Source organism: Pseudomonas sp. GM17, assembly GCF_000282175.2.
Classification (GTDB): Bacteria; Pseudomonadota; Gammaproteobacteria; order Pseudomonadales; family Pseudomonadaceae; genus Aquipseudomonas; species Aquipseudomonas chlororaphis.
The window spans coordinates 4,140,072-4,165,798 of sequence record NZ_CP124732.1; the positions used below are offsets into that span (position 1 = coordinate 4,140,072).

The 25,727-nt window shown below is 63.1% G+C and carries 23 protein-coding genes; 6 read left to right on the plus strand and 17 right to left on the minus strand.

All coding sequences use genetic code 11. The features are described 5' to 3' along the window. Positions 1 to 55: 55 nt before the first annotated feature. From PMI20_RS18600 to PMI20_RS18650, 11 genes are all read right to left on the minus strand, one after another. Positions 56 to 763, minus strand: coding sequence for an ABC transporter ATP-binding protein (locus PMI20_RS18600; protein WP_007924941.1), 708 nt, complete (start codon positions 761 to 763; stop codon positions 56 to 58). Next, positions 760 to 1,623 (minus strand): ABC transporter ATP-binding protein, encoded by an 864-nt coding sequence (locus tag PMI20_RS18605; RefSeq protein ID WP_202949037.1) that lies wholly within the window; start codon positions 1,621 to 1,623, stop codon positions 760 to 762. The genes PMI20_RS18600 and PMI20_RS18605 overlap by 4 nt, the downstream gene beginning before the upstream one ends. Before the next feature lie 4 nt (positions 1,624 to 1,627). Then, complete coding sequence (locus PMI20_RS18610) at positions 1,628 to 3,622, minus strand: ABC transporter permease (protein ID WP_007924936.1); 1,995 nt, start codon at positions 3,620 to 3,622, stop codon at positions 1,628 to 1,630. Positions 3,623 to 3,679: 57 nt separating this feature from the next. Continuing rightward, positions 3,680 to 4,798 carry an ABC transporter substrate-binding protein gene (locus tag PMI20_RS18615; protein ID WP_007924935.1) on the minus strand — a complete coding sequence of 373 codons (1,119 nt, stop codon included), beginning with the start codon at positions 4,796 to 4,798 and terminating at the stop codon, positions 3,680 to 3,682. Between the two features lie 127 nt (positions 4,799 to 4,925). Next, positions 4,926 to 5,582: a GntR family transcriptional regulator gene (locus PMI20_RS18620; RefSeq protein ID WP_007924929.1), complete on the minus strand. Its 657-nt coding sequence runs from the start codon at positions 5,580 to 5,582 to the stop codon at positions 4,926 to 4,928. Between the two features lie 18 nt (positions 5,583 to 5,600). Then, entirely contained in the window at positions 5,601 to 6,089 is a 489-nt protein-coding gene (locus tag PMI20_RS18625) for a RidA family protein (protein WP_007924927.1), read from the minus strand. A gap of 24 nt (positions 6,090 to 6,113) precedes the next feature. After that, the gene (locus tag PMI20_RS18630; protein ID WP_007924918.1) at positions 6,114 to 7,493 is read right to left on the minus strand and encodes an aminotransferase; all 1,380 of its coding nucleotides are present in this window, start codon (positions 7,491 to 7,493) and stop codon (positions 6,114 to 6,116) included. Between the two features lie 26 nt (positions 7,494 to 7,519). Further along, the gene (locus PMI20_RS18635; RefSeq protein ID WP_007924916.1) at positions 7,520 to 9,112 is read right to left on the minus strand and encodes a gamma-glutamyltransferase family protein; all 1,593 of its coding nucleotides are present in this window, start codon (positions 9,110 to 9,112) and stop codon (positions 7,520 to 7,522) included. A 31-nt stretch (positions 9,113 to 9,143) separates the two neighbouring features. Then, positions 9,144 to 10,592 carry an NAD-dependent succinate-semialdehyde dehydrogenase gene (locus PMI20_RS18640; protein ID WP_007924910.1) on the minus strand — a complete coding sequence of 483 codons (1,449 nt, stop codon included), beginning with the start codon at positions 10,590 to 10,592 and terminating at the stop codon, positions 9,144 to 9,146. Between the two features lie 378 nt (positions 10,593 to 10,970). Next, complete coding sequence (locus PMI20_RS18645) at positions 10,971 to 12,647, minus strand: MFS transporter (protein WP_007924909.1); 1,677 nt, start codon at positions 12,645 to 12,647, stop codon at positions 10,971 to 10,973. A 293-nt stretch (positions 12,648 to 12,940) separates the two neighbouring features. Further along, entirely contained in the window at positions 12,941 to 13,072 is a 132-nt protein-coding gene (locus PMI20_RS18650) for a hypothetical protein (RefSeq protein WP_256583235.1), read from the minus strand. 141 nt (positions 13,073 to 13,213) lie between these two features. Here PMI20_RS18650 and PMI20_RS18655 point away from each other — a divergent pair, with 141 nt between their 5' ends. Beyond that, entirely contained in the window at positions 13,214 to 14,155 is a 942-nt protein-coding gene (locus tag PMI20_RS18655) for a class I SAM-dependent methyltransferase (RefSeq protein ID WP_007924908.1), read from the plus strand. Between the two features lie 74 nt (positions 14,156 to 14,229). On the opposite strand, the gene PMI20_RS18660 is transcribed toward PMI20_RS18655, so the two are convergent. The 3 genes from PMI20_RS18660 to PMI20_RS18670 form a co-directional block, all read right to left on the minus strand. Continuing rightward, positions 14,230 to 15,489, minus strand: coding sequence for a DUF1479 domain-containing protein (locus tag PMI20_RS18660; protein ID WP_007924906.1), 1,260 nt, complete (start codon positions 15,487 to 15,489; stop codon positions 14,230 to 14,232). Positions 15,490 to 15,642: 153 nt separating this feature from the next. After that, entirely contained in the window at positions 15,643 to 16,509 is an 867-nt protein-coding gene (locus PMI20_RS18665; protein ID WP_007924904.1) for a helix-turn-helix domain-containing protein, read from the minus strand. A gap of 64 nt (positions 16,510 to 16,573) precedes the next feature. Next, on the minus strand, positions 16,574 to 17,362 hold the full coding sequence (locus PMI20_RS18670; RefSeq protein WP_007924902.1) for a DeoR/GlpR family DNA-binding transcription regulator: 789 nt from the start codon (positions 17,360 to 17,362) through the stop codon (positions 16,574 to 16,576). A 180-nt stretch (positions 17,363 to 17,542) separates the two neighbouring features. Here PMI20_RS18670 and yghX point away from each other — a divergent pair, with 180 nt between their 5' ends. Continuing rightward, complete coding sequence (yghX, locus tag PMI20_RS18675; protein ID WP_007924901.1) at positions 17,543 to 18,442, plus strand: YghX family hydrolase; 900 nt, start codon at positions 17,543 to 17,545, stop codon at positions 18,440 to 18,442. Between the two features lie 51 nt (positions 18,443 to 18,493). Here yghX and PMI20_RS18680 read toward each other — a convergent pair whose 3' ends face one another. Then, a complete protein-coding gene (locus tag PMI20_RS18680; RefSeq protein WP_007924899.1) occupies positions 18,494 to 19,915 on the minus strand; it encodes a phosphatidylserine decarboxylase family protein in 1,422 nt (473 codons plus the stop codon). 380 nt (positions 19,916 to 20,295) lie between these two features. Here PMI20_RS18680 and PMI20_RS18685 point away from each other — a divergent pair, with 380 nt between their 5' ends. Beyond that, positions 20,296 to 20,841 (plus strand): hypothetical protein, encoded by a 546-nt coding sequence (locus PMI20_RS18685; protein ID WP_007924898.1) that lies wholly within the window; start codon positions 20,296 to 20,298, stop codon positions 20,839 to 20,841. 42 nt (positions 20,842 to 20,883) lie between these two features. Here the strand turns inward: PMI20_RS18685 and PMI20_RS18690 are convergent, their stop codons facing one another. Then, entirely contained in the window at positions 20,884 to 21,519 is a 636-nt protein-coding gene (locus PMI20_RS18690; protein ID WP_007924896.1) for a hypothetical protein, read from the minus strand. Between the two features lie 282 nt (positions 21,520 to 21,801). Here PMI20_RS18690 and PMI20_RS18695 point away from each other — a divergent pair, with 282 nt between their 5' ends. From PMI20_RS18695 to dsdC, 3 genes are read left to right on the plus strand one after another with little or no spacing between them, the layout of a single operon-like run. Further along, positions 21,802 to 23,142 carry a GntT/GntP/DsdX family permease gene (locus PMI20_RS18695; RefSeq protein ID WP_007924894.1) on the plus strand — a complete coding sequence of 447 codons (1,341 nt, stop codon included), beginning with the start codon at positions 21,802 to 21,804 and terminating at the stop codon, positions 23,140 to 23,142. Between the two features lie 24 nt (positions 23,143 to 23,166). Continuing rightward, positions 23,167 to 24,519: a D-serine ammonia-lyase gene (gene dsdA / locus PMI20_RS18700; protein ID WP_007924893.1), complete on the plus strand. Its 1,353-nt coding sequence runs from the start codon at positions 23,167 to 23,169 to the stop codon at positions 24,517 to 24,519. 24 nt (positions 24,520 to 24,543) lie between these two features. Further along, positions 24,544 to 25,491 (plus strand): DNA-binding transcriptional regulator DsdC, encoded by a 948-nt coding sequence (gene dsdC, locus PMI20_RS18705; RefSeq protein WP_007924892.1) that lies wholly within the window; start codon positions 24,544 to 24,546, stop codon positions 25,489 to 25,491. Positions 25,492 to 25,522: 31 nt separating this feature from the next. Here dsdC and PMI20_RS18710 read toward each other — a convergent pair whose 3' ends face one another. After that, a complete protein-coding gene (locus PMI20_RS18710) occupies positions 25,523 to 25,717 on the minus strand; it encodes a DUF1289 domain-containing protein (protein ID WP_007924891.1) in 195 nt (64 codons plus the stop codon). Positions 25,718 to 25,727: the final 10 nt, after the last annotated feature.

The window sequence follows — 25,727 nt, forward strand, 5'->3', positions numbered from 1 at the left end:
TACCTGAGCTGGAAAACCCAACGTGCGCTGCTGCACGCAAAGACCTGCTCCTGCGCTAGCTCAGGTAGAAGTCTTTCAAGGCTTCCTCGGTCACGCTTTCCCCCGCCAGCACGGAAACGATCTCTCCGACACGCAGGGCATACACGCGAGTCGCCATCTGGATGGCTTCCACTGTGTTCTGTTCGACGAGCAGGATCGGTGTTTTCCGCGAGCGAATCTTTCGAAGGGTATCGAGTACCACCTCAATCATTTTCGGTGAAAGCCCCATGGTCGGCTCATCCAATATCAGTAGCTCCGGGCGGGACATCATCGCCCGGGCAATGGCCAGCATTTGCTGCTCGCCGCCGGACATGGTGCCCGCCTGCTGCTTGCGTCGCTCCTTCAGGATCGGGAACAGCTGGTACATGTCCTCGATGTCGTCGGCAATGGCTTTGCGATCATGGCGGGTGTAGCTGCCCAGCTTTATATTTTCCTCGATCGTCAATCCCGGGAATACGTGACGCCCCTCAGGCACATGAGCCAGCCTCATGCGCACTCGCGCATCAGGTGAAAGCGTGGTGATGTCCTTGCCCTGGAAGCTCACCTTGCCACTCTTGCACGGCAAGAGGCCGGAAATGGCTCGCAGCGTCGTGGTCTTGCCGGCACCGTTGCTGCCGATCAGACTCACGATTTCATCCTTGTCTATCAACAGGGATATGCCCTTCACCGCTTCGATACCGCCATACGCCACGCAGAGGCTGCTGACCTCAAGAAGCTGATTCATGCTTTGGCCCTCCCCAGATAGGCAGCCTGGACTTCTGCATGACTCAGCACGTCATGGGTGGTCCCGCTGATCAATTTTTTCCCCTGGTAAAGCACGGTCGTGAAGTTGGCAAGGCTTCGGATGACGTCCATGTCGTGCTCGATCAGCAGGATCGCCACCCCGCTTTCCCGAACCTGGTCGATCAACTCGCTCAGAGCCGCCTTCTCCGACACGTTCATGCCCGCCAGCGGTTCGTCCAGGAGCAACACCTTGGGCTTGGAGATCAACGCGCGGGCGATTTCCACTCGACGTTGATGGCCATAGGGCAATGAATTGGCTGGCACCCCTTCGACATTGGGCGGCAACCCGACAAACCGGATCAACGCCCTGGCCTCTTCCACTGTGTTGCGCTCGAACTCGACCGCGGACCTTGTCCTGAACAGGGCCGCGAACAACCCGCCCTGGAACCCCGCATGACGCCCCACCAGGACGGTTTCCAGAACCGTCATCTCGCCGAACAGACGGATATTCTGGAAGGTCCGCGCCAAGCCTGCCTGGGCGATGGCGTGGGCGCTCCAGTGACCCGAGGTCTTGTCGCCGATGGTGACATTTCCTGCATCGAGAACGGCGAATCCCGATAAGGCATTGACCGCCGTGCTCTTGCCGGCGCCGTTCGGGCCTATGAGCGCATGCACCGAATGGCTGCGCACCTCGAGGTTCAAATGGCTGACCGCGCTCAGGCCACCAAAGCGCACGGTCAATTCGCTGGCTCGCAGAACAACGCTGGCTCTCATATCGGCTCGACTGACAGGTTTTTGCGCGGTCATCGGCTCGACCAGCAGGGGTGTGAAAAGCTCATGATTGTTGACTACAGGCATCATCGGATTACCCCATTACAAGACGCTGACGGGCCTTGGCGGCTAAACCACTGGGACGAAACAGCATCAATGCGATCAGCATGGCGCCCAGCAGGATGTATCGAGACTCGGGGAAGCTCTCGACAAAGGGAATATTGAGGGAGGCTTGCAGGAACACGATCCATACCGCGGCACCGACGAAGGGCCCGATCATGGTTCCCATACCGCCGAGCACCACCAGCATCAGGATCACGATGTTCTCGAACAGCGTGAAGCTGATGGGGCTGATGTACTGCTGGAAGTGCGCGTAGAACACCCCGACCAGACCACCGACAAATCCGCTGCACGCATAAGCCAGCAGTTTGTAGCGCGTGCCGTGGATGCCCATCGCCTCCGCCGCGTCGTCATCCTCGCGCAGCGCCACCCAGGCCCTGCCGACGAAGGAACGCACGACCCGGCCAATGCAGAACAGCAGCACGACGCTCAGTGCCAGGGCGAAGAAGTAAAGCGCCCGGGTCGAGCCAATCTCGTAGCCAAACAGCATGGGCAACGGAATCCCGCGAATCCCCATCGGGCCATTGGTCACCGGGACCCAGTTGGTCACGACAACGCGCACGATTTCACCGAAACCCAGGGTCATGATCGCCAGGTAGTCGCCGCGGACCCGCAGCGTCGGATAGCCCAGGAATACCCCGAACAGGGCGGCAATCAGCCCGCCAACGATCAGGTTGGCATACAGCACCCACCAGGTGGCGGCGATGTCCAGGCCATAGACGCCCTGAAGCACACTGACGAATACGATCGAGGTGTAGTACGCCCCGACGGCCCAGAACGCGACGAACCCCAGGTCCAGCAAGCCCGCGAAGCCGACCACGATGTTCAGCCCGCTGGCGAGCATGCCGTAGAGCAGGACCATCACCAGAATGCCGAGCCAGTAGTCGGACTGGATACCAAAACCGATACCCACGGCTGCGGCGATGGCGACGAACTTGACCAGGTTGCTCGCCATCAGGCGTGAAGCGAACACACCATCGAGCAGGCGCAATGGCGCGGTGACCCATGAGCCTTTGTCGGTTCTGTCACTGGTCAGGCTTCCACGGGCATGGCTATTCATTTCCTTCCTGCCCAGCAGCCCCTGCGGACGGACCAGCAGTAGCAGCACCAGCAGGACAAAACTCAGGGCGTCCTGATAGATCGCGCCGCCGGGGATATAGCCGGAACACAGCGATTCGACCAGGCCGAGCAACAACCCACCGACCGCGGCCCCGGGAATATTGCCGATCCCGCCGAGCACCGCCGCCGTCAACGCCTTCAAGCCGGGCGCGAAGCCCATGGTCGGGCTGGCGAACGCGAAGGATTGCGCATAGAGAATGCCGGCAAACGCGGCGAACGCCGAACCGAGCACAAAGGCCAGGCCGATGATCCGGTTCACTGGAATACCCACCAGGTAAGCGGCCGTCGGGTCCTGAGCCGAAGCGCGCATCGCCCGTCCCAGCGAGGTGTAGTGGACGAACAGCTGCAGGGCGATCATGGCCACCAGCGCGGAAGCCATGACCAGCCATTCAACGCCGGTGACCGTGATTTCACCGAGCTGGAGCGCCGGCAGACGCGTCAGGGGCGTCTCTGGAAAACTCAGCGAGCTGGGCCCCCAGACGGTCTGGGCCAGACTCTGCAAGAGTACCGAGACCGCAATCGAGGTAATCAGCGAAGCCATGCGCGGTGCATTGCGTAGCGGCCGATAGGCGATGCGGTCGATCAGGGCTCCCAGCGCCGCCACCGCCACCATCGCGACCAGGGCCGCCAGGAAGAAGTTCAGGTTCGGCATCGCCACCTGATATCCGAACAGTGAAAGCTCGGGCAACATCAGTGACAAGGTGATAAAGGCGCCCAGCATGAACAGCTCGCCAAATGCGAAATTCACCATTTTGACTACACCGTAAACCAGCGTGTAAGCCACCGCCGCCAGGGCATAAATGGCCCCGAGCATCAGGCCATTTATCAGAAGCTGCTCAAAGTAAAGCATGAGGATCTCCAGCGGTTTTGCAGGGGCGGCAAACCGCCCCCGCACACCGCGATGTCATTACTGGTCGGCGAGAACGAACTTGCCACTTTTCACAGTGAAGTAATGCAGTGAACCCGATCGGTCTCCGTCGGCCTGGAAGGAGATGTCGCCGGTCGCGCCTGGCAGGCGCTCGATGCGGCTGAGCGCATCGTTCATGGAGGCTCGATTGAGCGGGCCGCTGGCGCGCGCAGCCTTCGCCGCCGCGCCCAGGGTCAACGCCGTGTCATAGCCCAAGGCCGCCCAGCCATTGGGCTCTTGCTGGTATTTGGCAACGTATTGCTGGACGAACGCTGCAGTTTGCGCTGACGTCTGCGAGTGGCTATCGAACATGCCATACAGCGTCATGCCCTCGGTGGCGCTGCCGCCCAACTGCACAAGCTGCGACGACAGCGCGCCATCGGTGCCGATCAGGCGGGCGTTGATGCCCAGCGATTGGGTCTGCTTGGCGATCATCGCTGCCTCGGTGTAGAAGCCGCCGATAAAAATCGCATCGGGTTTGCGCTGCTTGACGCCGGCGAGGATGGTCCGGAAATCCTTGGTCCCCAGGTTGTAGCTGTTCTGCCCGGCCAGGGTGCCGCCCGCCGCCACGAAGGCATCGGCGAAAGCCTTGTTGATCCCGATGCCGTAATCGTCCTGCTGGTACAGGATGTAGAGCGATTTGACTCCCATCGTCCGAGCGACGTACTCGCCCATCATCGCGCCCTGGGCCGCGTCGGTCATGATCAGGCGCCGGAAGTACGGGTTGATGCCCGTCAGCTGCGGGCTGGTGATCGCCGAGGCCACGATTGGCATCTGGCACTTTTTCAGGATTGGTGCGGCAGCCAGGGCGACCGAACTGAAGGTGTAGCCGGCCACCGCCAGGGTGTCCTGGTCCTCGCAGAAACGCCCCGCCGCCAACACGCCATCGTTGGGCTGGCCATGATCGTCGGACACCTTGACCTGGAGGTTCACGTCGTCCTCCGACCTGACCTTCTCGACACCCAACTCAAAGCCTTTGCGCACATCCAGGCCGTAGGAAGCGAAATCGCCGGTCAAGGTGGCGGTAAAGCCGACCTGGACAGGTTCCGACGCACGCGAGACAACGGAACATAACAGCACTGCACTGCACGCCGCAGTTGATACTATTCGTTTGAACATGCTGCACCTCTTTAAATATTGTTATTGTTGAATTCAAGGCGAAACATCCCTGTCGCGACCTCCTTGACAACTAAGGAGGTCACGCTGAAACAAGTAGTAAATTTAACTGGCGGCTCTCGCCTGGTTATTAACTTACTAAAGTTACCAGTGCAGGAATCGTAGCCCTTACATGTTCCCGCACCACCGACTCTACCAACGCCTGATCGCCACTTTTGAGGGCTCGAATAATGCCCGCATGATCATCCCGCGAAGTCATCGGCTTATCCGCATGTTCAAGCCATATGCGCATGTAAGGCTCCAGTGAGGAATGCAAGCCGACGAGCTGAGCATTGAGGCGTGGCATGCCGGCCAATCCCGACAGGTACTCATGGAACTCACGATGTTTAGTGACCCATTCGGAATAATCCGAGTTGCACAGTTCCATCTGGTCAAGCAAATGTTCCAGAGTTGCAATGGATTGCGGCGTCAGCCTGGGCATGGCGAGACCGGCCGCCAGGGCTTCAAGGCTGGCGCGAATTTCGAATACTTCGCGCATTTCCTGCGCATTCAAGCCGCGCACGATTGCCCCGCGGTTCGGCCTGATATGCAGCAGTCCTTCGGCGGAAAGCCTGCGGAAGGCTTCGCGTACCGGCATTCGGCTCATGCCGATTTCAGCGGCAATATCCTCGGCGACGAGCCGCTCTCCCGCGCGATAACGGCCCTGCCGGATTCCGCTTTCGATGAAGCGATATGCCTCACCTTCAGCCGAAAGTGCGAGTCCGTTAAATTCGATTTGCTCAGCCATGACACCCTCTGTATATGCTCAGGAAAACTCGACAGTCACCCAAGTTTCGAAACAGTAATCGTCCGCTAGCGACGTGACTCCGATGGTTGCCCTTGGGGCAATCCCTATTGTCTCCCCAAAGGCATCCACCAGTAAATCGCTCATGGCGCTCGACACCAGATGCGGCTCGGTAAAATCAATATCGCAGGCTACAAAGTTAAGAACCCTGGCAATACCCACTACACGATCCAGATCACCAATGGCATTCTTGATCGCGGCAATGCAATTAATACCCGTCAACTTTGCCGCTTCACGCGCCTGATCGACATCAATGGAACGCCCTACGCGGCCGGGATATCTCGCCTCGCCTTGGGCATTCAACCCGGCGGTTTGCCCGGACAGAAACAACAAGTTGCCGCTGATATAGTGGGGTTTCATTTTTCCATATTTGGTGCCGTAGTAATGTTCGCCCACTTCGGCAAGCGGTAATTCAATGCCCATCTCTTTTAAACGCTGTTCAACTTTCATGCCGCCGTGCTCCTGTCTCGTGTTTCAACGACTGCCCTGGACCTCGGCAGTCACTTCGGCCAGCGCCTCTTCGTAACGGTCCAACAGGTCTGCAAGTTGCTCTTGAGTAATGATCAACGGCGGGCACAACGCAATGGCATCACCGATATTGCGCGTAATGACCTTACGACGGAACAACGCAGCGGACATCATCGTCCCCAGATTTCCGGCGGCCAGGTATGGCGTCTTGTCATCCTTGTTGCCAACGAGTTCGATCGCCCCGATCAAACCCAGGGACCGCACCTCGCCTACCAGCGGATGCGCGGCAAGCCTGGCCAGGCGAGTGGCCAGGTATTCGCCCAGGGCACAGGCCTTCGCCACCAATTCACGCTCTTGGATGATCTTGATGTTCTCCAGCGCCACCGCGGCAGCCACCGGATGCCCCCCTGCCGTCAGGCCATGGCCAAAGGTGCCGCGACTTGCACTTTGCGCAGCGACGGCCGAGTAGACCTTTTCGTTGATCAGCAAAGCGGAAATCGGCAGATAGGAAGATGAAAGCTGCTTGGAGAGCACCATCATGTCCGGGGTGATGCCGAAGTGCTCGCTGCCGAACATCTTGCCGGTCCGCCCGAAGCCGCAGATCACCTCATCGGCGACCAGCAGAATGTCGTGCTTTTCAAGGACCGCCTGGATCAAGGTCCAGTAACCGGCCGGTGGCAGTATTACCCCTCCCGCGCCCATCAAGGGTTCAGCGAACATGGCGCCAATGGTCTGCGGCCCCTCGCGCATAATCAGTGCTTCCAGTTCCTGTGCCAGGCGCTGGGAAAAATCCGCTTCGGACTCACCCGGCCGGCCTTCGCGGTAATAGTGCGGCGCGGTCAGATGAAAGAAACCCGGCAACGGCGCGTTGAAACCACCCTGGACATGGGGCAGGCCGGTCAGGCTGGAGGCACCCAGCGTTACACCGTGATAGGCACGATTGCGCGAGATGATCTTGGTCTTCTGTGGCTGGCCCAAGGCATTGGCGCGGTACCACACCAGCTTGATCGCCGTGTCGTTGGCCTCGGAACCGGAGTTGGTGAAGAAGGCCTTGCTCATGGGAACAGGCGCCAGGGCGATCAGCTTTTGCGCCAGTTCAACCAAGGGCTGGTTCGAGCGCTGGGTGAAGGTGTGGTAGAACGGCAGCTTCTTCATCTGCCGCGCAGCCGCTTCGACCAAGCGCTCCTCGCTGAAGCCGACCGCCACGCTCCAGAGGCCGGACAGTGCTTCGATGTACTTCTCACCCTGCTCGTCAAAAACGTAGATGCCCTCCCCGCGGTCCATGATCAGCGAGCCTTCCTCGCGGTTCTTCACTGCATTGCTGAACCCGTGCAAGTGATGCTGTGCATCGAGGCGGGAAAGGTTCTGTTCGGTAGGTGCGTGCATGTTTTTATTCTCTTGTAAGGGGTGGATCAGTAACCGACAGCCTGGCCGTCACGACGGGAATCGGAGGCGGCAACGTAGCTGCCGTTTGCGCCGCACTGGATCAGCTGGGCGCTGCCAAACTCCATGCTCCCGGGCTCATGGATCTGCAGGTGGTGACCGCGGTTTTTCAGCGATTCAATGACATGGGCCGGGGTATGCGCCTCCAGGTGAACGACGGGCCCCGCCTCGACGCGAAAACGCGGGGCATCGCTCATGGCCTGCGGGTTCTGATCGAAGCAGGCCAGGCGCGTCATCATTTGCAGGTGACCTTGTGCCTGCATGCTGCCGCCCATCACCCCCATGGCCATGACCGGCTCGCCTCCCCGGCTGATGAAACCCGGGATGATGCTGTGCAAGGGCTTTTTCCCCGGGCTGACCTGGTTCACATGCCCAGGCTCCAGGACAAACCCCATGCCACGGTTGTGCAGGCTGATGCCGGTGCCGGGCACGACGACCCCGGAGCCGAAACCTTTGTAGTTGGACTGGATAAACGAAACCATCATCCCGTCGGCGTCCGCCGCGGCGAGATAGACCGTACCGCCAAGCGCTGGAGTACCGGCGACCACCGATGAAGCCTGGGGCTGAATGAGCTGTGCACGCTGGCGCAGATAGTTCTTGTCCAGCAGCGCCTCGGCCGAATGCTTCATGTGCGTGCGATCACCGACATGCGCATGCAGATCCGCAAAGGCGAGCTTCATGGCTTCGATCATCACGTGATAGGCATCAGGGCTGTCGAGGCCCATGGATTCAATATCGAACGACTCGAGCATGCCCAGCGCCATGAGGGCGGCGATGCCCTGGCCGCTGGGCGGGATCTCATACAGGGTGTAGCCGCGAAAGTCCTGGCTGATCGGTTTGACCCATTCCACTTCCATGGCCGCCAGGTCGTCAGCGCACAAGGCGGCTCCGCACTGCCTGGCAAAGGCCAGGATCCGTTCGGCGAGCTCGCCACGATAGAAACTTTCGCCATGGCTTTGCGCGATGCTCTGAAGCGACGCCGCCTGCTCGGGAAAACGCCACCAGTCACCTGCCGCGGGCAATTTACCGTCTCGCGTGAAGGCCTCGCGAAAACCTGGCTGCTCCATCAGGTCGGGGGCCTGGGCCTGCCACTGTCGGGCGATCTGCGGACTGACAGCGAACCCCTCCTGCGCATACTCGAGCGCCGGCCCGAACAACTGCGGGAACGGCAACTTGCCAAAACGTCGCGACAGAGCCGCCCAACCCGCTACCTGCCCCGGCACCGTCACGCTGTCCCAACCTTTGGTCGGCATCTGGCGCTGGCCGGCAAAATGTTCCAGCTCCCAAGCCGCGGGGGCCCGTCCGCAGGCATCGAGACCGTGCAGCTGGCCGTTGTCCCACACCAGGGCGAACAGGTCGCCGCCGATACCGTTCATGACCGGCTCGACCACGGTCAGGGCGATTGCCGTGGCCAACGCCGCATCCACCGCATTACCGCCAGCCAGCAGCATTCGCACGCCGGCTTGCGCCGCCAGCGGCTGCGAAGTGGTGACAACGTTCTTCGCCAGCAGCGGCATCTTTTGCGATGGGTAGGGAAGATCCCAGTTGAATGTCTTGTGCATTATTTTTCACTCAGCATGGAAAGGGCTTAACTCAGACCTGAATACAAGCGAACTTGGTTTCCAGATACTCATTGATTCCTTCCCGGGCCCCTTCGCGGCCCAGTCCGGATTGTTTGACTCCGCCAAAAGGCGCGACTTCATTGGCGATCAAATGGCTGTTGACGCCGACCATGCCGTACTCCAACTGGCGCAGCACACGGAACACCCGCGCCATGTCCCGGCTGAAGAAATAGGCAGCCAGACCGTATTCGGTGGCGTTGGCCATGGCGATGGCCTCTTCCTCTGAAGAGAAGCGATACAAGGCGGCAACCGGCCCGAAGATTTCCTCACGGGCCATGCGCATTGAGGCATCCACTTCTGCCAGGACCGTCGGTTCAAAGAACGTGCCGCCCAGCGAGTGCCGGCTGCCGCCCAGCAACAGGCGCGCATTCCCGGCCACGGCATCGCCGATCAAGGCGTCGAGCTTATGCACGGCACGTCCGTCGATCAGAGGGCCGACCTGCGTGCCTGGGTCCAGGCCATCGCCCACCTTCAGCGCTTTCACCGCGTCAATCAAACGCTCGAGGAATTCATCGTAAATGCCCGCATGCACCAGAACGCGGTTGGCACTGGTACACATCTGCCCGGCGTTGCGAAACTTGACCGCGACCAGGGATTTCACGGCGGCGTCCAGGTCCGCATCCTCGAAGACGATAAAAGGTGCGTTGCCTCCCAGTTCCAGCGACAGCTTCTTGATGGACGGGGCACATTGCGCGATCAGCATGCGCCCCACCTGGGTAGACCCGGTGAAGCTGATCTTTCTTACCGTGTCGCTCGCGCACAGCACGTCGCCAATCTCCTGCGGATCCCCGGTAATCACCGAGAAGACCCCTGCCGGCAAGCCAGCCTCTTCTGCCAGGGCAGCCAAGGCCAATGCCGACAACGGTGTCTGCTCCGCGGGCTTGAGAATCAGGGTGCAGCCCGCCGCCAGCGCGGGGGCGACTTTGCGAGCGATCATCGATGAAGGGAAATTCCACGGGGTGATCGCCGCACACACGCCCACCGGTTCGCGAAAAACCAGGTAGTGCTGGTCCTCCGAAGGCGACGGCAGCACCTGCCCCTCGATACGACGCGCCTCCTCGGCGAACCAGCGCAGATAGGCCACCGTGGAGCCCACTTCACCACGCGCCTCGGCCAGCGGCTTGCCCTGCTCCGCCGTCAGGATGCGGGCCAGCTCTTCAGTGTGCGACTCAACCAGCTCGGCCCATTGGAACAACAGCCTGGCCCGCTCCTTGGCGGGCTGCATCTTCCAGCTCTGCTGGGCCAGCCTGGCTCGCTCAATGGCATCCAGGGTCTGCGCAGCGCCCACACGGGGCACCGAGCCAATCGCCTGGCCGGTAGCCGGATTGGTCACGCTGAAAGTTCGCTTGTCTGGCGCCTCGATCCAGTGACCCGCGACGAAACACTGATCCTTGATGAGCTCACAGGGTAGAGATTGCATTTTTGGCTACCTGGATAATTGGATACATGAATCCATATAAGCACCTTTATTCAAATCCGGCAATTCCAAAAAACGACAGGACATACCCCTGAGCGACACGTTTTGATGAACGTGGCGAGGCGTTGCAATTGATCTGAATGGGGGAAAGCCGTGGCGCCCACTGCCTGGAGCGTTGAACCACTGCGACGGGCTAAAGCGGATGTTCGGCTCGGCCGCTCAAGGAGCGCCCTCGATGAACTCGATAAGGATGGGACTTGGCGTTGCGTCGCGCGCAATCACAGGCACAGCGATGCAACGGCTGTAGCGCCTGCGCCATCGGTAAGAATTGCCCATCACACGAGGCACGCCCTCTCCCAGGCGGGAGAGGACGTGCGCACCTCAAGCGTGATGAATGTCCCGATCCTTGGTTTCCGGCAGGAACAAGGTGCCCAGGATCGCCGTCATCACCGCGATGACGATCGGGTACCAGAGCCCGTAGTAGATGTCCCCGGTGGCCGCCACCATGGCAAACGCCACCGTCGGCAGGAAGCCGCCGAACCAGCCGTTGCCGATGTGATACGGCAGCGACATCGAGGTGTAGCGGATGCGCGCCGGGAACAGCTCCACCAGCCAGGCGGCGATCGGGCCGTAGACCATGGTCACGTAGATCACCAGCAGGGTCAGCAATGCCAGCACCGCCGGATAGTTGGTCTTGGCCGGATCGGCCTTCTCGGGGTAGCCGGCGTCCTTGAGGGCGCTGCCCAGGGTGGCGACGAAGGCATCGTTCTGCGCCTTGAAGTCGGCGGCCGGCATGCCGGTGCCTTCGAAGCTCGCCAGCACCTTGTCGCCGATCCGGATCTGCGCCACGGCGCCCGGCTCGGCCTTCTCGTTCGCGTAAGGGATGGCTTTCTTCGCCAGCACGCTCTTGGCCAGGTCGCAGGAACTGGTGAATTTGGCCTTGCCCACTGGGTCGAACTGGAACGAGCACTGGGCGGGATCGGCGATCACCGTGACCGGGTTGCGCGCCTGGGCGCTGAAGACGTCGGGGTTACCGTATTGGGTCAGCGCATGGAAGATCGGAAAGTAGGTCAGCGCCGCGAGGACGCAGCCGGCCATGATGATGCCCTTGCGCCCGATGCGGTCCGACAGGCTGCCGAACAGGATGAAGAACGGCGTGCCGATCAGCAGCGAGCCGGCGATCAGCAGGTTGGCGGTCTGCGGGTCGATCTTGAGCGTCTGCAGCAGGAAGAACAGCGCGTAGAACTGCCCGGTGTACCAGACCACCGCCTGGCCGGCGGTGCCGCCGAGCAGCGCCATGATCACGATCTTGAGGTTGTCCCAGCGGGCGAAGGACTCGGTCAGCGGCGCCTTGGATGACTTGCCTTCGGCCTTCATCTTCTGGAACACCGGCGACTCGCTCAGTTGCAGGCGGATGTACACCGAGACGATCAGCAGCAGGATCGACAGCAGGAAGGGAATCCGCCAGCCCCAGGCCTCGAAGGCTTCGGTGCCGAGGATCGTGCGGCAGGCGAGGATCACCAGCAGCGACAGGAACAGGCCCAGGGTCGCCGTGGTCTGGATCCACGACGTGAAGTAGCCGCGCTTGCCCTTGGGGGCATGCTCGGCCACATAGGTCGCCGCGCCGCCATACTCGCCGCCCAGCGCCAGGCCTTGCAGCAGGCGCAGGCTGATCAGGATGATCGGCGCTGCCACGCCGATGGTCGTATAGCTGGGCAGCAGGCCGACCACGGCGGTGGAGACCCCCATGATCACGATGGTGATGAGGAAGGTGTGCTTGCGCCCGATCATGTCGCCCAGGCGGCCGAACACGATCGCGCCGAACGGCCGTACGGCAAAGCCCGCGGCGAATGCCAGGAGGGCGAAGATGAAGGAGGTGGTTTCGTTGACGCCAGCAAAGAAGTGCTTGGCGATGATCGCGGCGAGAGAGCCGTAGAGGTAGAAGTCGTACCACTCGAATACGGTGCCCAGGGAGGAGGCGAAAATGACCTTGCGCTCCTCCCGGGTGATCCCGCGGTTGGGCGTGCTGCCCGTGGTTGTACTGTCGATTGCCGGCATGAGGGTTCTCCGTCTTGTTCTTGTTATAGGCCGGAGTGCCTTACTACCCTTGCCGCACCCAGGCCCTGGGCTGATGTCATCGAACTGAAGCTCATTGAACAGATGTTCACCGAACTGATGTCACCGAACTGAAGCTCATCGAACTACGGATTGCACAAAGCATGGAAACAGACTGACGGCCTCGCATCGCTGCAAGGTTCCCTGAAGCATAATCAGCTTCACGCAGATATCCACTCGCCCGCTGCCTGACGGCCCCTGCCACGCCGCCGTCAACCATCACTGCCGTCGATCATTCAAATCATGAAAGCGGATTTTTCATTTTCCACCGATGCCTTCAGAATGGCGCCACCTTCAATACCGTCGGACAAGTACGTCATGAATATCAATTTTGCGGTCGCCTGCATGATCGTGGTTTCCTTTGCCATCGCCCTGTTCCACACCTGATCGGCAGCCCCGCTCGACATAGCCCCCGGCCATCGGCACGGGTGCCGGCCACTGACTTGCCGCGTTCCCCACGCGGCATTTGTGTTTAAAATGCCCGCCCTTTTATTTCCGGCCCTCCTGCGATGAACCCCGACGCCCTCTCCATCCTGCACCATCACCTGCTGACAGCCCTGGCCTGCGCTCCCGCGGAAACCCGGCGCCTGTTCCATGGCCGCGGGCGTTGCTGGCCGGGGCTGGAGCAAGTGACCGTGGACTGGCTGCAGGGCGTGGTGCTGGTGGCGCTGTTCAAGGAGCCGGAGCCGCAGCAGTTGGGAGCGCTCAAGCAGTTGCTGCTGGCACTCAGCACCTCGCCGCAGTGGCAGGCCTGTGGCGCCCATACCCTGCTGCTGCAACACCGTTATCAGCTGCAAAGCCCGGTGGACTGGCTGGTGGGCGAACCTATCGATGAATGGACCCTGGTCGAGGAAGGCCTGCGCTATCGGGTGGACCTGGGCCAGAAGCAGAACAACGGCCTGTTTCTCGACATGCGCTACGGTCGCAACTGGGTGCGCGCCAATGCCCGGGGCAAGCGCGTGCTGAACCTGTTCGCCTACACCTGCGGCTTCTCGGTGGCGGCCATCGAAGGTGGCGCGACCCATGTGGTCAACCTCGACATGTCGCGCGCGGCCCTGAGCCGTGGCCGCGACAACCACCGGCTCAACGGCCACGACCTGAGCCGGGTGAGCTTTCTCGGCCACGACCTGTTCAAGTCCTGGAGCAAGGTGAAAAGCGGCGGCCCCTACGACCTGGTGATCATCGATCCGCCTTCGTTCCAGAAAGGCAGCTTCCTGCTGACCAAGGACTACGCCCGGGTACTGCGACGCCTGCCGGAATTGCTCACGGCCGACGGCTGCGTGCTGGCCTGCATGAACGACCCGGCCGTTGGCTCGGACTTCCTGATCGACGGCGTCACCCGCGAAGCCCCGGGCCTGCGCTTCGAGCAACGCCTGGACAACCCGCCGGAGTTTCCCGATAGCGATATCGAGAGCGGCTTGAAGGCGCTGGTATTCCGCCGGGGCGAATAAGCCCGGCATCCCTCGCCCGGCCCCCCAGCAACAAACACCACCGCCCTCGGCCTGAGCACCGGCAGCCCGGGGGGTCACTCCAGCCCCAGGCCGCGCCGGCCGATGGCGTTCAGCTCCTCGGGGCCGAACCGGCCCTGCCAGGTGCTTTCATAGTCTTCCCGGGGAAAGTCCGGCGGCGATACGCCCCGCTCGAAGGCGCCATACACCGCCTTGGCGTAAGCCTGGTTTTTCGCGCACATGGGCGCCGCCGGCACGTACATCACATTGCCCCAGCCCTGCTGGTTTTCCACAGCGGCCACGCTGTGGATCAGGTCGCAATGCCACCACACCGAATCGCCGGCGCGCACCTCGGGGATCGGCCGCAAGGCCTGCATCAACAGCGGGTGCCATTGCCGGGAAACCGGTAACACCTGGCCCGGCGCCACGCCGCACAATTCATCTTCCGGCACGTCGTCGAGCAACGGGCGCAACAGCAGGTAGGCCATGGCCTTGGGAATCGGCACGCAGTGCAGCACGCCCTGGTCGGCGCGCATGTCCGACAGCGCGGTCCAGCCCTGGAAGGTCCTGAACACCGAGCACGTCACCGTGTCGCGGTAAGCGTACTCGTCGACCTCGGTGCGATGCGCCGCGTCCCAGGGGTCGTAGGCCGCGAAGTCATTGCGGTAGAGGCTGTCGAAGACCTTCAGGTAGGCCGGGTGCAGCCAGCGCTCCAGGGCGCCGGAATCGGTGTGCGGGCCCAGCCCTCCGGAACGGGTGCCCGGCGGCCGGCGCCGGACCCGGTCGGGGTACAGCGCATTCACCTGCGGGTCGAACCATTGCCGGCCCTGGGACTCGCTCTTCCACAGCCGATTGAGAAAGACCTGCACCCGGGCCATGCGCTCGTGCTGGCGCAACTGCATCTGCGCCCGTGACCAGTAGATCGGCAAGATCTGCGGCCGCGAGGCCTCCAGGTTGCCGAAGAAACGGTCGACCGGGCCGCGGTAGATCCGCTTGAAATCATTGCGCGCCAGATAGCCCAGCAGATCCTGGTCCCAGGCGCTGACGGTGTCCCGGGCGAAATGCCCGCGCACCACCACGCAGCCGCGCCGGTGGATCGCCGCGCGCTGTTCGGCGCTGACCCGGCCGGCGGCGATCTGCGCATAGTCCAGCTGCGGCCAGGCCTGGCCGCCCTGGGCATCGATCGAGGCGATCTCCTGCTCGATAAAGGCGCTGACCTCGGCGAACAGCGACTGCACGTCGCCGATCCGCGCACGCAGGGCGCGCTTCATCCGCACTATGTGCTCACGGTAGTTGTCGGGTAGGGTCTGGCAGTGGAAGGCAGCGTAAGGATTCATGGTCATGGCCTGTGTCGTTCGGGTCGGGAGAAGCGCGAGCATGGCGCCGCGCTGTTGCCATGAAACCCCAGGGCCCTGGCCGCAGGCAGTGGGGTTTGGCGCGTCGACCGATATGATTATGGCGTTTCCAGCACCGCTGGCAGCAGGATGCTGTCACTGGAAATGCGCGCGGTGGCGCTGGCGGAAAGCCGAAGGGGTCATGCCCTGCCGGGCCTTGAACTGGCGATTGAACAGGGCCAGCGAGCCATAGCCCACGGCCTCGGCAACCTGGGTCACCGGGGTCTGCGGCCCTTGCACCAGCAGCGCGCAGGCACGGCCGATGCGCAGGCGGGCGATGTACTCCAGGGGCGTCGCCCGGGTATGGCGGCGGAACATCCGGTGAAACGCCGAGACGCTGACACAGGCCATCCGCGCCAGCTCGGCGATGCTCAGCGCTTGACAGTAATGCGCGTGAATATGCTCCAGCACCCGCTGCAGACGCCCGTCCTCGATCACCGCCGGCCCGGCGGCGGCCGGCAGGATCTTCTCGGCGCCACGGTCGCGACTCAGGCGGGTCAACAAGGCCAGCAACGACACCAGGCGCGTCGGTTCATCCTGGGCGACCATCGCCTCGATCAGCGGGCGAGACTCCCGCGCGGCCTCGCCGCTGAACTGCACGGCCCCCCGGGCCGCGGCCAGCAGGGCGCGCAGGCCGGCCATTTCCGCAAACAGCTCGACCAGGGCAGTCGCCCAGGCTTCGGAAAACCAGATCACCAGGGCGACATGGGGCTGGCGCGGGTCGATCCGCTGCTGCGAACTCCAGCTGTGGGGCACGTTCGGTCCCACCAGCACCAGGTCGCAATCGTCATAGGCACGCACATCGCCGCTGATATAGCGCTGCCCGCGACTGTTGAGGGTCAGGGTCAGTTCGTATTCGGGGTGGTGGTGCCATTCGAAGGGAATTTCCTCGGGCAGGCGCCGATCGAGCATCGACCAGGAGGCGGTGGCCGTGGTGGGGATCTGCTCGAAGCTCGGTTTCATGGCGACACGCTGTCCTGTTGGCGAGGCTCATGGGCAGAGAAAGTACCCTGAAGCGGCCCCGCCGTCACACCGGCGCCTGCACCACCTCGATGCCCAGACGCCGGTAGTCCTCGATGCTGCCCGAGGCCAGGTGCTGCTCGGTGATCAGCGTATGCAGGCGATTGCACGGCGCCACGGCGAAGGGTTCCACCGCGCCGAGCTTGTCGGCGGTGGTCACCGCGATGACCTGGGAAGCGCTGTCGAGCAAGGCCTGTTTCACCGGCACCTCGTCGAAGTGCAGCGAGGTGATGCCGACCTCCGGGTGAATCGCGCACACCCCGGTGAACAGCAGGTCGGCACGGATGCCCTGGATCAGGCGTACCGCCTCGTGGCCGCCGGAAGACAGGGTCGCCGGGTTGAGCCGGCCGCCGGCGAGAATCACCTGGCTGCGCGGGTATTCGGCCAGGGCGACAGCGATCAGCGGCGAGGCGGTGACCGCGGTGATGCCGATATCGGCAGGTAGCGACTGGGCGATCAGCAGCGTGGTCGAGCCCGAGTCGAACATCACGATCTGCCCTTCCTGCACCCGCTGCGCGCCGAGCCTGGCCAGGTGGCGCTTGACCTCGCTGCTTTCGCCCAGGCGGGTGAACACATCCTTGCCAGTGTCCTTGGGCCGTGGCAGCGCGCCGCCGTGCACCCGTTGCAGCAACCCGGCATCGGCCAGCTCCGCCAGGTCGCGGCGGATGGTGTCCTCGGAAACCGCGAAATGCTGGCCCAGCTCGGACGCCATGACCTTGCCGTCGCGTTCGAGCAGCAACAGGATCTTCTGCCGACGCACATGGGGCAGTTCGGCGATGGAATGCTGGTTTTGCATGGTTATGCCTGTTTTTGCGTGTTTATGCGAGATTAGCCAAGGCTTTGCCCAAACACAACGCCGGCCCTGCGCATTGGCCGCCCGGGCCCAGGCTTGCTTTACTGAGGCAACCGGGGCGAATTCGTCCCGCCCACAAGTCATGGGGCACCCGGACGCCCATGAGTGAGGAGATAACGCGCGATGCAACGTCTCAGTGCCAAAGACTTCGCCCCCGAGCTGCTCGAGCTCTACGACTACTACGCCCACGGCAAGATCAGCCGCCGCGAGTTTCTCGACCGGGCGGCGGCCTTCACCCTGGTCGGGCTGACCGCCAGCGCCACCCTCGCCGCCCTGACGCCGAACTACGCCCTGGCCGAACAGGTGTCGTTCACCGACCCGGCGATCGTCGCCGAATACATCACCTACCCCTCGCCCAAGGGCCACGAACAGGTCAGGGGTTACCTGGTGCGCCCGGCGAAAACCGAAGGCAAGTTGCCGGCGGTGGTGGTGGCCCATGAAAACCGCGGGCTCAACCCGTACATCGAAGACGTTGCGCGGCGCCTGGCCAAGGCCGGCTTCATCGCCCTGGCCCCCGACGGCCTGACATCGGTCGGCGGCTACCCGGGCAACGACGACAAAGGCCGTGAACTGCAACAGAAGGTCAATCCGGAAAAGCTGATGAACGACTTTTTCGCCGCCGTACAATGGCTGCTCGAGCACGACGCCAGCACCGGCAAGGTCGGTATCACCGGCTTCTGTTATGGCGGTGGCGTGGCCAATGCCGCGGCCGTGGCCTACCCGGAACTGGCGGCGGCGGTGCCCTTCTACGGGCGCCAGCCGGACAGCGCGGAAGTCGAACGGATCCAGGCGCCACTGCTGCTGCACTACGCCGAACTGGACACCCGCATCAACGAAGGCTGGCCGGCCTACGAGCAGGCGCTGAAAGCCGCGGGCAAGACCTACGAAGCCTACATCTACCCCGGGGTGAACCACGGTTTTCACAACGACTCGACCCCGCGCTACGACGAGGCGGCGGCCACCCTGGCCTGGGACCGGACGCTGGCGTGGTTCCACAAGTACCTGGTCCAGGCCAGCGGCTGACAGCGGTTTGCAGGTGACGGCGCGAGCGCGCCGTCGCTTGTGCTCGGCGGCTCAGCCCTTGTTCAGCAACGCGGTGGCGATCACCGTGCCCATGGGCGTCGGTTGCGGGTCGTTCTGGTGCGCGACCGCGTTCACCGCCCAGTCCTCCAACTGCACCCGGCCCTTCTGGAAGATCATCATGTGGGTCGAACCGCCGAACTCGAAATGCCCGATCTCGGTGCCACGGGTGATGTTCACCGGTGCCGCGCCTTGGTCGACGATGAACGGCGGCTCGATCACGCAGGTCGAGACCTCGACCATGCCGATGCAGATCAGCGCGACATAACCGCAGGTCGGGTGCTCGAAGACAAAGATCGCCCGGGCGGCGACATGCCCCAGGTACGGCTGCGACTCGGTGCCCTCCCAGGTGCCCTCGTCTTCGCCCTGGGCCGGACGCTGGGCGAAATAGGTGCCCGGCTGCACCCAGGAGCGCACCAGCTTGCCATCGAGCGGGGCGTTCCAGCGGTGATAGTGGGTCGCCGACAGGAAGCCCTGGTAAGCCTGCCCACCCTGGAACGGCGCGGCCCACTGCTCCTGGCCGCCGAACAGATCGAGCAGCGAGTAATTGACGTCCTTGATCCAGAACTCGGTCTCGAACGCCACATCGTTTTCGTACTGCCAGGGCGTGGTCTCGCAGCCGATATCGACCTGGGTCAGCGGGTTGCCCTGGAACGGCCGCGCGCCGGGCACGAACCTGCGGATGAAAAACGCGTTCCAGGAATCGAAGCCGTAGCCGGGCAGGTTCGGGTCATGCTCCATCTGCGTCCAGACCCCGGCCTCATGGGCCGCCGCGGAGATCCACGAGCCCTCTTTTTCCGGGTCGTTGATGTCCAGCTTGTCGAGGGAAGCGCTGCTCTTGAGGAAGGCGTTCCAGGCATTGAGGACCTTCTTGAACTGCTGGTTGAAGGTCGTGTCATGGAACAGCGCGACACCCGCCTCGGTGCCCATCGACACCGCCAGGAAAGCGTTCATCGGCGTACCGACCTGGGCCGTGGTGTTGAACGACGAGGAGGTGCTGATGATCTCGTTGAGGATCTCGAAGAAGCTGTCGTAGCCGGCGATCCACAGCGCATCGCCGTCCGTGTCCTTGATCTGCTCCTTGGTCGCCTCGTCCAGGGTCGCCACGTAGGCGTTCGACTGTTCGATCATCGAGTTGACCCACATGCGGTACACGCTGTTGTGGGTGACCCAGGTCTTGAACTCGATGATTTGCGTGCGCATCGGGGTCAGGGTGCCGGCCTTTTTCTTCTCGGCGATCAGGTTGCGCAGCGGCACCAGGAATTTGGCCGTGGCCCATACCCGGTTGGGCACCCAGAAGCCCATCTGGATCGGCCCGGCGTTGGCCAGCGTCAGGCGTTCGGCGCCGGTGCTTTCCAGGCGTGCCTGGCGCGACGGCTGTTTGGGGTTGTTGAGCTGTTTGTCGTACAGAGTCATGTCTTTACTCCTTTAAAGAGGCGGCGCCCGGGCTGCGATGGCACGGGCGCGACCAGACCGCGATGAGGTACTGGCCAGCAAACGACTGCTCCAACAGGCGTTCATGTCAGGGGGCGACAAGGGTCTGGTACGGGGTTGAACGACACTCCGTGTCCTTCTCGCAATGCCGGTCCCGGGCAGAATGCAGCGGCCGAACGGCCATCTACAGGCGCGACTTGCCTGGACAAGTAAAGCTGCTCTGGCGGGTTTCTGGGGGGCGCCGGGAAAATTCAGGGCGCAGGCGACAAAGGGTTTTCCAGGATCATTCCTTACAACATTGATATCAAATTGACATCATTCGATAATCCCGCCCCACCAATCCCCTCACGCAAGGAAATGCCGTGAAAAAATCCCTGCTGTTCGTTCCTCTGCTCGCGCTGTTGCTGCAAGGCTGTGGCATGACCATGACGCGCTATGAACCGAGTTACGACAACGTCCAACGACTCAAGCAGAGCCCGCCTCTGCACACGATCAGCGATACACAGGTAACGGCGGCGGCCGGCCAGGGTTCGCTGTCGGTCCGCGCCAATCCGATCCGTTCGCCCAGCGGCAGCATCCCCTTGCATATTCAGGACGCCATCAACGAAGAGCTGCGCCGCGCCGGCCTGCTGGACCCGCAAGCGCAACGGCACCTGCAGGTGCTGGTGCTGAAGAACGAACTGAGCGCCGGAGTGGCCAGCGGTCATGGCGAGCTTGCGGCGCGCTTCACCCTGCTCAAGGGCAGCGAGGTGGCATATGAGTCGACCCAGACCGTGAGCAGCCAATGGAGTAGCAGCTTCTTCGGGCCCATCGCTATCCCCAACGCCGCCAATGCCTACAACCCGCTGGTGCGTGATTTGCTGAAAGCCCTGTACAGCGACCCGCAGTTCATCCAGGCGCTGAAATAAGGACAAAAAAAGAGCCGCTCAAGCGGCTCTTTTTTATTCGGTTCAGACCCGGGGCACGCGGGAATCGAGCGCCGAATATTTCAGGCTGTTGCGCTCGACCATCTGCTTGAGCAGCGCATTGACCTGCCGAGTGAAGGTATCGCTCACCGCTGCCTTCGGGGTATTGCCCATCAGCGGCACGAACCAGATGCCCATCCAGGTATTGATCCCATCATGGTTGCTGGAACTGCTGACAGCCTGGCCCTGCGGGTCCAGCGCCTCGAGGCTCATAGTGTATTGATCGGTTGCCATCGTCGGGATGATGGTGAAGGTGAAGCCGCTGATAAAGGCCATGACCATCTGCCCGCCACCAGGTGGATGGTTGTAGACCTTCAGCCGCAGATTGTAGTCACCCGGTTGCTTCTGGAACTCATCCAGGGTCACGCGACCGAAAAGGCCGGAGTCGCTCAAGATTTTTTGCAGCTGGGGTTTGAGCATGTCGCGCGCCTGCGGCACTTCGACGGCCGAAGCACTTTGAGGCTCGCCCTGATAGAAGTTGAAGCTCACATAGACATTCGGCTTGTTAGCGTAGCTGGACATGGATGGCAGATCCACCGTAGCCACTTCGTCCTTGGTGAAGCTGGCGCAACCGGTCAGCGCGAGCATCAGGGACAGGCCCAGAATCTTTCCAATCTTCATTGCGGTTTCCTTAGGTTGGGTAGCGAAGCGCCTCCATGGCTGGAGTGGCCGCGGCGATTCTAGAGAGTGGCGAGCAACATCAAAAGGCCATCAGTGAAAAATTCTTCCCGCCAGCCGCAATCCCTTGCTGTACCGCACCCGCCACCGGCGCCCACAGCTGACCCAGCATCACCCATCTGCTGAGCAATGATCTTTTGTCAGCCCCGCGCGGCCGAGCGTTAACTCTCGCCCCGCGAAGTCCTTTGACGGACCCCGTCACAAAATCAATAAGAGGGTTGGCCGATGCAAAGCAATGGCGCGTTGCTGTGGGTGTTATTGGCCGCGATCGTGATGATCGTGGTGTTGATTGTCAGGTTCAGGGTGCATGCCTTTCTGGCGCTGATCGCCGCCTGCGGCCTGGTGGGGATGGGCTCGGGGATGCCCTTGAATGCCATGCTCGAATCGTTCCAGAAGGGCCTGGGCGATACCCTGGGGTTTCTCGCCGCGATCATCGGGCTGGGCAGCATCCTCGGCAAGATGCTCGAAGAGTCCGGAGGTGCCGAACGCATCGCCCGGACCTTGCTCGACACCCTGGGCGAGCGGCGCGCCTCCTGGGTGATGATGCTGGTGGGGTTCATCGCCGGCATCCCGGTGTTCTTCGAGGTCGGCTACATCCTGCTGATTCCGCTGGTGTACGTGGTGGCCAAGGCCACCCGCCTCAACCTGCTGCACCTCGGCGTGCCGCTGGCGGTGTCGCTGATGTGCGTGCACTGCATGCTGCCGCCGCACCCCGCGGCCATGGCCATCACCCACTTGCTGGGGGCCGACGTCGGCAAGGTGATCCTCTACGGCCTGATCGTCGGCCTGCCCACCGCCATCGTCGCCGGGCCGCTGTGGATCCGCCTGGTGGCGCGCAGCCAGGCCGAACCCTGGCAGGCGGCCTTCCTCGAGGAGCGCTGCGAGGCACGTGGCGAACGAGTGCTGCCGGGCTTCTGGCTGACGTTGCTGACCATCTTGCTGCCGCTGCTGCTGATGATCGGCAAGACCTTCGCCAGCGCCCTGCCCGCCGGCTCGACGCTGTCCGGGCTGCTGTCGTTCTTCGGCAACCCGCTGGTGGCGCTGCTGATCGCCGTGGTCTTCGCCTACTGGTCCCTGGGCCTGCGCCGTGGCCTGGGCATGCAGGACCTGCTGGGGCACACCCAGAAAAGCCTGCCGCCGCTGGCCAGCATCCTGCTGATCATCGGTGCCGGCGGCGCCTTCAACGGCATCCTGATCGACAGCGGCGTGGGCAAGGTGCTGGCCGATTCCCTGACCCGGCTGGACATCAACCCCGTAGTACTGGCTTGGCTGGTGGCGGGCCTGATGCACTTCGCGGTGGGCTCGGCGACCGTGGCCATGATGAGCGCCGCCGCCATCGTGCTGCCGACCCTGGGCGTCGACTCCGGCTACAGCAAGGAGATCATCGTGGTCGCCATCGGCGCCGGGGCCATCGGCTGGACCCACGTCACCGACTCGGCCTTCTGGGTGGTCAAGGAATACCTCGGGGTGTCGCTGGCCGATGCCCTCAAGACCTTCACCAGCGCCACGGTCCTGGCCTCGGTGGTCGCCCTGCTGCTGACCCTGGCCCTCTCTCATTTCGTTTAAACCTTTGCCACAGGAGACTTCCCCATGATCGCAGGCCAGCCACTCGCTACCTGGACCCGTCGCTTCCCGCTGCTCGAAGAGCTGATGGCGTTGCGCGAAACCACCTGGTTCACCCCCATTCGAGCGCCCCTGGCCGATGGCCTGGGCGACGTGCCACTGAGCGCCGCCGACGTGGCCGACGCCAGCGCCCGCCTTGCGCGTTTCGCCGCGTATTTTCGCGTGGCTTTTCCCGAGACCTTGGCCAACAACGGCATTCTCGAATCGCCGATCCAGCCGCTGCCGGCCTTGCAGGCGGTGCTGGCCAGCCGCTACGGGCAAGCCCTGCCCGGCGCGCTGTGGATCAAGCAGGACAGCCACCTGCCGATCTCGGGGTCGATCAAGGCCCGCGGCGGTATCTACGAGGTGCTCAAGCACGCCGAACGCCTGGCCCTGGAGGCCGGCCTGCTGCGCCCGGACCAGGACTACAGCGTGCTCGACTCGCCCCAGGCCCGGGCGTTCTTCAGCCACTACCGGATCGCCGTCGGCTCCACCGGCAACCTGGGCCTGTCCATCGGCCTGATGGGCGCCCGGCTGGGCTTCCAGGTCACGGTGCACATGTCCGCCGACGCCCGCCAATGGAAGAAGGACAAGCTGCGCGCCCATGGCGTGAACGTTATGGAATACCAGAGCGACTACAGCATCGCCGTGGCCCAGGGGCGCCAGCAGGCCAGCGCCGATCCGGCCTGCCACTTCGTCGATGACGAAAACTCCACCGACCTGTTCCTCGGCTACGCCGTGGCCGCCGAACGCCTGAGCCGGCAACTGGCGCAGGCCGGGGTCCGGGTCGATGCCGAGCACCCGCTGTTCGTCTACCTGCCCTGCGGTGTCGGCGGCGGCCCTGGCGGCGTGGCGTTCGGTTTGAAGCTGGCGTTCGGCGACGCCGTTCACTGTATATTTGCCGAGCCCACCCATTCGCCGTGCATGCTGCTTGGGGTACACACCGGGCTGCATGACGAGGTGTCGGTGCAGGACTTCGGCATCGACAACCTCACCGCCGCCGACGGCCTGGCCGTCGGCCGCGCCTCGGGTTTTGTCGGCCGCGCCATGCAGCGGCTGATCGAGGGTTACTACACCGTCAGCGATGACGAACTGCATGCCCTGGTCTGGTTGATGGCCAAGCACCAACAGCTGCACCTGGAGCCCTCGGCGGTGGCCGGTGTCCCAGGCATCGCCCGGGTGCAGGCACAGCGTGACCAATACCTGCAGCGCAGCGGCCTGAGCGCCGCGGCTTACGCCCGGGCCACCCACCTGGTCTGGGCCACGGGCGGCAGCATGGTCCCGGACACCGAGATGCAGGCCTATCTGGCGCAAGGCGCCCGGGTGCTGCAAGGCTCATAACCGACCGACAGGAGAAGCGCCGGCTTGTACAACCTACCGCCCCGACTGGATGCCAAGCTCAACAGCAGCCAGTTCTCGAACCTGTTCACCTTCCAGGCCGCGGCCCGCCACCTGAGTTTCAGCAAGGCCGCCGATGAGTTGTGCCTGACCGCCAGCGCGGTCAGCCATCGCATCGCCCGGCTGGAGGCGGAGCTGTCGATCCAGCTGTTCCGCCGGCTGACCCGGCGGGTCGAGCTGACCGAGGCCGGCGAACGGATTTTTGCGATCCTCCAGCAGACCCTGGGCGAGCTGTCCGAAGTCCTGGCCCAGCCGGTCGACGCCGACCTGGCCGGGCCGCTGACCCTGTACGCCCACCCGTCCATCGCCCATTCCTGGCTGGTGCCGCGCCTGGCCGAGTTCGGCCAGCGCTTTCCCGGGGTCAGGCTCGACCTGCGCGTAGGCAACGACCGCATCGACTTCCGCACCCGGCAGATCGACCTGGCGCTGTACTACGGCAATGGCGAGTTCCATGGGCTGGTGGCGCACAAGCTGATGCAGGAGCGGGTCGCACCGGTGTGCAGCCCGCAATACGCCGAACGCCATGGATTGACCGGCGTGGTCGAGCAACTGCAGCACTGCACCCTGCTGCATGACTCGCTGGCCTGGGACCACGCCACCTTCGATTCCGAATGGGCGCTGTGGATTCGCCAGCACGGCGATGATGTGGCCATGCCGAAGCGCGGGGTGACTTTCGATCGCTCGGACCTTTGCGTCACCGCCGCCATCCACCATGCCGGCGTGGCGATCGGGCGCGAGCATCTGGTCAGCGAGGCGATCGGGCAAGGCCGGCTGGTGCTGCCCTTCACCGGGTTTACCCGCAGCGGCGAATACGATTACTACATCGTCCACCCGACCCTGGAGGCCCTGCCGCGACGGGTCTCGGCCTGTATCGCCTGGTTACGGGAGTGTGCGGCGCAGACGCCGGGAATCTGAAGGCCGGCGCTGGAGGCCGGCTGGGGGGAGATCAGCGGCTGGCGCCGCCGCCCTTCTTGCGCAGCGCCTTCAAGCGCTGGCTCGCCCGCTGCACCGCCGCCATCTTTTCCGGGCGCTTCATGCGCTTCCATTGGCGGATGTCGTCCTTGCTGCGCCCGCAACTCAGGCACAGGTCGCCGCTCAACTGGCAAACGGCGATGCAGGGGTTGTCGATTTCCTTGGCCATGCTTCAGCCT